This window comes from Hydrogenobaculum sp. (genome assembly GCF_049967395.1).
In the GTDB taxonomy this organism is placed as follows: domain Bacteria; phylum Aquificota; class Aquificia; order Aquificales; family Aquificaceae; genus Hydrogenobaculum.
Genome location: NZ_JBMFST010000061.1, coordinates 1 through 6,267, shown reverse-complemented (window position 1 = coordinate 6,267; position 6,267 = coordinate 1). Strand labels below are relative to the sequence as shown.

Below are 6,267 nucleotides of genomic sequence, written 5' to 3'. Positions count from 1 at the left end.
TTTTAATGGCTCTGAAAGATATGAATACGGTGAATTGGACGTTTTGGTAGAAGGGTTGGGAGGTCAAATAAACGCCGCCACCTCAAAAGATTTTACATATTATTATATAAATATCTCTTCTAACTACCTTAAACAAGCTGTAGATATATTAGAAAGTCTAACCTTAAGAGCTAAGTTAGAAGAAGATATGATTGAAAAGGAAAAACCTATAGTAATAGAAGAACTTAAAAGGGGTATGGATAGCCCAATAAATAGGTTTTTTGAACGTTTTGATAGGCTTTTTTACAAAGTATCAAATTACATGTACCCAATCATTGGCTACGAAGAAACCATATCAAAATTTAACAAAGAAATGCTTGAGAGCTTTTACAACTCTTACTATCAGCCGTTAAATATGACCGTTAGCATCTCTGGAAACGTTTCCGAAGAGGATATAAGATTTATATACGATATGTTTTCTCAAAAACCTCAAAACAGCATTAGACCTTCTATATACGTACCTGAACCACCAAAAAAGTTTCCACGAAAAGAAGTTTTAGAAGACCCAATGATAGATAGAACCTACTATGCAATAGGCTGGGATGCTCCTGCCATAGGTGAAAAAATGTATTATCCTTTTGTGGTGTTTGATCAAATACTATCTGGCGGTAGGACTTCTCTTATGCACAACGAGATAAAAGAAAAAGGTATAGTTTATTCTTTTTCTTGTCAGGACGGTGCTCACAAGCAAGATAACAACTACACAGTTTTCGCAATAACTGATTACGATAAAGTAGATACTTTTAAAAATAAAGTTTTTGAGCTTTTAGAAAAAATATCTCATCTAAAAGATGAAGACATACAAAAAGCTAAAAATAAAATATTAAACCAGGAAGATTTTGTATTGGAAAATCCTGAGTCCGAAGCAGATTTAATGGGATTTTCTTCCGCAGTGGTAAAGGATATAAGCTATTTTAAATATTTTAAAAGCAACATAGACAACGTAGACAAGAACGATATATTGAGACTTTTAGATAATTATTTCAAAGATGATATTTACGTTGAGCTTGTTATGAGGCCTAAGGAGAACTTATGAAAGTCATATCTTACGGTGCTGCTAAAACCGTTACCGGTAGTGCTCACATGCTTCTTTTAGAAGATAGAAAAATACTTATAGATTGTGGGCTTTTTCAAGGGGTTGATGAAGAAAAATCAGAAGAACTTGGCTTTGATCCAAAAGAAGTTGATGCGGTGCTCTTAACACATGCTCATATAGACCATTGTGGTCGCATACCTATGCTAGTAAAGAACGGCTTTAAAGGTAAAATTTACTGCACAAGACCTACTTACGAACTTTCAAGGCTCATGCTGTTAGATACTGCTAAAGTAATGCTTGAGAATTATAAATCTCATATGAAGAGGTTTCAAAGGGGTACTATAAAAGATATGCCATTAGAACCGTTGTACGATGAAGACGACGTGTTTGAGGCTATGGAGCATTTTGAACCAACGTTTTCCTACGACAATACATATCAAATATTTGACATGAAGGTTACTCCAAAAGATGCTGGACATATATTAGGTTCATGCTTTTACGAAATAGAGTACAAAGGTAAAAAAATAGTATTTTCTGGAGATCTCGGCAACAAGGGCAAGCCTATAGTTAGAGACTTTAGCCTACCTTCAAAAGCCAACGTCGTTTATGTGGAAAGTACATACGGCGATAGGCTTCACAAAAGTTTTGAAGAATCAAAGGAAGAGCTAAAAGAAATTATAAAAAATACTATAAAACACGGTAACGTCTTGATACCAAGCTACGCTTTAGAGAGGACTCAAGATATACTTTACGTACTAAGAGAATTTTACGAAGAAGGCTCTTTACCAAAGTGCAAAATATTTTTAGATTCACCGTTAGCCATAGGTGTAACAAAAGTATTTTTAAGGAATCCGGAGTATTTTAGAAAAGAAACTTACGATATAATGCAAAAGGAAGATCCTTTCAATATACCATACCTTACAATGATAAGGGATGTGGAAGAATCAAAACAGATAAACGATATCCAAGAAGGAGCTATCATCATAGCCGGTAGCGGTATGCTTAGCGGTGGTAGGATACTCCATCACATAAGACATCATGCATACAAAGAGCAAAACGCTATAGTTTTTGTGGGTTATCAACCTCATGGCACATTGGGAAGAAAAATATTAGAAAAGCAAAACCCAGTTTTTGTTATGGGAGAACCCATAAACGTTAGAGCCAAAATATACACCGTAAATGGATTTTCTTCTCACGCAGATCAGCAAGAGCTTATAGAGTGGATAGACGCTGCAAATCCAGAAAAAATATGTTTGATACACGGTGAAGAAGATAAAATGCTTGTGTTAAAAAATAAGCTTGGCGACAAAAACGTTTATATTCCCTCTAGAAAGGAGGTAGTAGATGTTTGAAGAGGATACCGATTGCGTACATTGGGAAGAACCTATAGTAGAGTGTTCTTGTGAAGACAAAGAAGATGAAGAAGAAGATCAAAATATAAACTAAAATATAAACTAATGCAGATATTTTTGTTTTTTATATCATGGTTCTTCTGGACCTTGATGGTGGCTTGGTTTTCTTTTAACCTTTTAAAACCCCACTACGGAAGACCTTATCCAGTGCATTTTAAGTATGAGCCTTCTTTTTTTAACCATTTTATGCATTGGGACGCTGTTTGGTATACACATATAGCAGTTTACGGTTATAGAAATTCAACGGTACATATTCCCACTATAGCGTTTTTCCCTGGGTACCCTCTTATAATGAAATTTATACACATTGTTGTAGGAAAGGATATATCGTTCTTATATATACTGCCTGCTATCATTTTCCAAGGGGCTTCCATATATATGCTTTATCTTCTTCTAAAAGCCCTAAACAAAAAAGAATCAACTATTTATATGACTATACTTTTATTTGCTTTTTATCCGTCTTCTTTTTTTGGTATGTCCGCGTATCCTGTTTCTGCCTTAAACTTTTTTGCTATAAGCGTATTCTATCTTCTTATAAAACGACAACAGTTGTTGGCTAGTGTTTTAGCTGGTCTCGGGACACTTTTTGGTCCTTTGGCAGTATTTTTATCTTTTGTTGTATTTTTTGATATCGTTAAAAGCAAAAAAACCACTGACTATCCAAAGGCTATTTTGTATGGCGCTTTATCTCTTTGGGGGTTCTTTGCTTTTGTTTTGTATAGCTTTTACAAATTTAAAGATCCAATAGCTTTTATTCATGCTCAAGACTGGTGGGGTAAGCCTACGTTGTTAAAACGTATATCAAATATACTCATGCTAATTCCGCACGATATACCTTCCCATCCCATATCAACGCCACTTGGGGTTTACGAATTTGATCATTTTATAAACTTGCTAATTATGATAGCCTACATACTTATAATTGTGTTTGCTATTGATAAATTACCTTTGCACTATACGCTGTTCGCAATTCTTATATTGGCTGAGTACTTATGGGCTTTAGGGGGTATTTTTATCAACACAAGCGCTTTTGCAAGACTATCTTATATAAGCGTGCCGCTTTTTATAGCACTTGCTAATTTCCTTGAAGATTATCCATGGTTGATAGGCATAATATCACCGCTTTTTTTCTTTGCAAATTTTGTATTAGAGGCTTTGTTTGTAAAAAACTACTGGTCTATATAATTACTCTTTTTGGCTTTTAGAAAGTAAAAACTTACCGTAGATATTTGAGCCAACAAAATACCAACCATAAAGTATGTAATATCAAAAGCCAAACGCTTGTTTATGTATAAAAACACCATAGAAAACACTACCAGCGATAAAATCCAGCCTATATAATATAGATATTTTTTGCCAAATATAAATTTAATTCTCATTTTTAATACAGCAAAATAAGCCAAACCCATTGTAAACCCAGCTATAAAACCTTCAAATATTTTCATCTTTTACATAAAACCTTGCAAAAATTTTAAACATTATAGGATAGACAAGTGAACTAAACACAGTGCCTATCAATATTGCTACGCCTTGAGCCGGCGTTATATACTTAATATCGGAAAGTATCTTGATAGATGCTATTAAAAGCGTAAATGGAAAACTTATAAACAAACTAACAAATGGCAATTCCACCAATCTAAAACCAGCCAAAAGCAAAATAAAAGATATACCAAACCTTGCAACAAATAAAACAGTGCCTATCGTTATACCGCTCATAAGAATATTCTTGCTGATATAATCTATGTTTAAACTAAAACCCGTGTACACAAAAAACAAAGGCACAAAAAAACCAAAGGCCATATCGTAAAAGCTTTTGTTTATGACCTCTTTTTTTCTTATCACATACCCTAATACCATACCGCTTAACATAGAGCCAAGTATTGGTTCCATACCTATAAGTTCAAACAAAGAAGCTGATATGAACGTTGTAAAAAGAGCCAGTCTTATAAAAATATGAGTGTTCTCCAAGGATATACTTTTCACAACTGTTCTATATTCTTTTAGTTTGTTTTTTAGAGCTTTTGCAAACACGATGGCCAATATAAGGACAACGTAAGTTATTATCGTTTTTACGATGGCTTGCACAACCCCAAACTTTAGCAATGCATTTACAAAACTTATATAAAATATACTGCTTACCTCACCTACACTACCCAATATTAAAAGCTTTTGTCCTAAATCAGTCTCTATTATATTCGATTCTTTTAATATCGGTAAACCAAGTCCTACGGATATTAGTGGTGCAACCACCATATAAGAATGCTCTAAGCCAAGCGACAATGCACTTAAGAAGGAAAACGGTATTAGCATAAATACGTATAAAAATATAAATATTAGCTCCCTAGGCTTGAACTCTTCCATAAAATCAAAATCCACTTCAAAACCAGCCAAAAACATTAAAATAAGAAAACCTACGTAAGATATAAAAGCTACTTCGCTTTTGTTTGGTATGTCTTTCTCTAAAATTGTTCCAAACAATATACCTATTATAAATTCTACTAAAACAAGAGGAATTCTAACATAGTAAGATATAATAGGACTTACGATAGCCACCAACATACCTATTATTATTGGTAAATGATGTATCATACAACCTCTATTTTTGAGCTACCATCCTTTGTTTTTGTTACTATCAATCTGTTTGGAAATTTTTCAGCCAAGCTTTCGACGTGTGTTATAATACCTACCATTTTATTTATGTTTTGACTTAAAAGCTCCAAAGCATTACCTACTTTTTCTAGGGTTTCTTTGTCCAATGTACCAAACCCCTCATCTATGAAAAGTGATTTAAGATGTTGAGAGCCAACAGCTTCGCTGAGTGCTAAAGCAAAGCACAAAGACGTTATGAAAGTCTCACCGCCGCTTAAAGATTTTATGGGCCTTGTATTTCCAAAAGCGTCTTCTACTACTATGCTATCTTTTTCACGGGACTTTTCTTCAACTTTAAAAGAGTATGGAAACTCCATTTTTGAAGCGTATACATTGGCATGCTTTACCAGTTCTTCTATTATTTTCTGAGATATGTAGGCTTGCAGCGCATCGCTTTTTAAATCTTGTTCCAGTCTTTCGTATATATTATACTTCTTTTCAAGCTCTTTTATAGTTTCTTCAAGCTCTTTTATCTGTTTCTCGCTTTCTTTTATCTGTTTTATTTTGGAGCTTATAGAACCTATTTCTTGATTTATAATCTTTATATGTTCTTCCAAAGCTTCTAGCATCATTTCCAACTCCTGTGGTGGCGCTTTTTCTGCTATGCCAGCTACTTCATTTTCTTTTATCTGTATCTGTTCTTTTAAATTGGCTAATTTGGTTGTGTATTCATTGTATTTTCTTTCGTAATCTTCTAAACTGTTCAACTCCGTCAAAACTTTTTCTTTATCTTCGATAGAAGATAATTTTGCTTCAAGCTCATTTAGTTCTTCGCTTATTGCATTTTTTTTGGCACTCAGTGAAGATATTTGTTCTTTTAAAAGCACAATACTTTTTTCATAGGTATTTATCATTTCTTTGGTATCTTCGTATATCTTTCTTTTATTTTGTATATCGTTTTTTATCTCATCTAACTTCTTCTTATATTGGTCTATAGCATTTTTCTTATTTTGCAAGTGCTCTTCTTTAACACCGTAAGATAAAAGCCCTTGTTCTAAAGCTTTCAACGATTCTTTTTTATTGTACAAATCCGATTCTAAGTCATCTTTTTGTTTGTTCAAAATGAAAAGTTGATTTTCAAGTTTATCTTTATCGCTTTTTAATTTTTCCAAAGTTTTTTGTATGTTGTCG

General features: G+C 33.4%; 6 protein-coding genes. 3 read left to right on the top strand and 3 right to left on the bottom strand.

Annotated features, from left to right (window positions below; all coding sequences use genetic code 11):
- The 3 genes from ACP5S8_RS07470 to ACP5S8_RS07460 form a co-directional block, all read left to right on the top strand.
- Positions 1–1,075: M16 family metallopeptidase (locus ACP5S8_RS07470; protein WP_461876333.1), on the top strand; the 1,075-nt coding region annotated here is incomplete at its 5' end.
- Positions 1,072–2,427, top strand: a complete 1,356-nt coding sequence (locus ACP5S8_RS07465) for an MBL fold metallo-hydrolase (protein WP_461869819.1) — start codon at positions 1,072–1,074, stop codon at positions 2,425–2,427. The genes ACP5S8_RS07470 and ACP5S8_RS07465, both read left to right, overlap by 4 nt.
- 105 nt (positions 2,428–2,532) lie before the next feature.
- Entirely contained in the window at positions 2,533–3,672 is a 1,140-nt protein-coding gene (locus ACP5S8_RS07460; protein WP_461869818.1) for a hypothetical protein, read from the top strand.
- Here the strand turns inward: ACP5S8_RS07460 and ACP5S8_RS07455 are convergent.
- From ACP5S8_RS07455 to ACP5S8_RS07445, 3 genes are all read right to left on the bottom strand, one after another.
- The gene (locus tag ACP5S8_RS07455; protein ID WP_461876332.1) at positions 3,657–3,932 is read right to left on the bottom strand and encodes a permease; all 276 of its coding nucleotides are present in this window, start codon (positions 3,930–3,932) and stop codon (positions 3,657–3,659) included. The two genes, ACP5S8_RS07460 and ACP5S8_RS07455, sit on opposite strands and share 16 nt — an antisense overlap.
- On the bottom strand, positions 3,919–5,076 hold the full coding sequence (locus ACP5S8_RS07450) for a cation:proton antiporter (protein ID WP_461876331.1): 1,158 nt from the start codon (positions 5,074–5,076) through the stop codon (positions 3,919–3,921). The genes ACP5S8_RS07455 and ACP5S8_RS07450 overlap by 14 nt, the downstream gene beginning before the upstream one ends.
- A partial coding sequence (locus ACP5S8_RS07445) for an SbcC/MukB-like Walker B domain-containing protein (RefSeq protein WP_461876330.1) occupies positions 5,073–6,267 on the bottom strand: 1,195 nt, incomplete at its 5' end. The genes ACP5S8_RS07445 and ACP5S8_RS07450, both read right to left, overlap by 4 nt.

Excerpts from the sequence above, each read along its gene's own strand:
- ACP5S8_RS07465 (WP_461869819.1), top strand. The coding sequence starts at position 1,072 with ATGAAAGTCATATCTTACGGTGCTGCTAAAACCGTTACCGGTAGTGCT.
- ACP5S8_RS07460 (WP_461869818.1), top strand. The coding sequence starts at position 2,533 with ATGCAGATATTTTTGTTTTTTATATCATGGTTCTTCTGGACCTTGATG.
- ACP5S8_RS07455 (WP_461876332.1), bottom strand. The coding sequence starts at position 3,932 with ATGAAAATATTTGAAGGTTTTATAGCTGGGTTTACAATGGGTTTGGCT.
- ACP5S8_RS07450 (WP_461876331.1), bottom strand. The coding sequence starts at position 5,076 with ATGATACATCATTTACCAATAATAATAGGTATGTTGGTGGCTATCGTA.